Origin of the sequence: Kineococcus indalonis, assembly GCF_009906395.1 — a bacterium.
GTDB lineage: Bacteria > Actinomycetota > Actinomycetes > Actinomycetales > Kineococcaceae > Kineococcus > Kineococcus indalonis.
This window is the reverse complement of the sequence record NZ_JAAALM010000847.1, coordinates 1-1,084: the sequence shown is the minus strand read 5'-3', so window position 1 is coordinate 1,084 and position 1,084 is coordinate 1. Positions and strand designations below refer to the sequence as shown.

Sequence of the window (1,084 nt, the reverse complement as noted above, 5' to 3'; positions counted from 1 at the left end):
GCCTCTGAGGGTCCGAGGGCTCGACTTCGCGAGATCGCCGTGATCGAGGGAGTGACCACTTCCCCGGTCACGGCGATCTCGCGAAGTCGAGCCCTCGGACCCTCAGAGGCCGTGGACGCGCAGCACCTCCCGCAGCGCGCCCGCGGGGACGCCGCGCCCGTCGGGGCGCGGCCAGTGCACCACCACCTCGTCGAACCCGGCGTCCTCCAGCCGCTGCGCGAACTCCCCGTAGCGGGTGAACACGCCCGCCTCGTCGCGGCCGACGAGGGCCAGGCGGCGCGGGGTGCGCTCGGGGGCGACCTCGCGGCGGGTGCGCTCGAAGCGCCGCGCTGCCTCGACGTAGCCGGCGGTGACGGCCTCGGGGTCACGGGCCGCGGGGTCGCCGTAGGTGACCCAGCCGGTGCCGGTGCGGGCGGCGAACGCGGTGCCCCGGGGGCCGGCGGCGGCCACGGTGAGCGGGACACCGCCGGCCTGCAGCGGGCCGGGCAGGGTGCGCGCGTCGTGCGCGGTGTAGAACTCCCCGCGCACGTCGGTGACCGGTTGCGACAGCAGCGTGGCCAGCAGGGTGGTCCACTCCTCGAAGCGGCGCTGGCGCTGCCCGGGGGTGAGGGGTTCCAGCCCCAGCACGGAGGCGTCCTGCGCGGAGGTGCCCGCGCCGACGCCGAGCTCGAAGCGCCCGGAGCTGACGTGGTCCAGCGCCACCACCTCGGAGGCGAAGGTGACGGGGTGGCGGAAGTTCGGGGAGGCCACGAGGGTGCCCAGGCGCACGGTGCTGGTGGCGGCGCCGGCGGCGGCCAGCAGCGGCACGGCGTTGAACCACGGCCCCTCGCGCATGTCCCGCCAGGACAGGTGGTCGTACGTCCAGGCGGTGCGCAGGCCGGCGGTCTCGACCTCGCGCACGGCGGCGGTGAACTCCGCGGGTGCGTGGTCGTTGAGCACGACGGCGGACAGGGCCAGCGTCACGGGGTTCCTCCGGGCGGTCGGTGGGGGCCGCAGCCTCTCAGACGCCGGCCGCCGGCGGGTCAGCGCCCGCGGCACCACCACCGGCGCCGGGCGCGCTCGGCGGGCGGTGCGGGCGCTGACC

Annotated in this window: 1 protein-coding gene; it reads right to left on the bottom strand. The window is 77.2% G+C overall.

Features of this window, described 5'->3' with window-relative positions; translation table 11 throughout:
- Window positions 1-102: 102 nt before the first annotated feature.
- Window positions 103-963 (bottom strand): LLM class flavin-dependent oxidoreductase, encoded by an 861-nt coding sequence (locus GTR00_RS21515; protein ID WP_166613533.1) that lies wholly within the window; start codon window positions 961-963, stop codon window positions 103-105.
- Window positions 964-1,084: the final 121 nt, after the last annotated feature.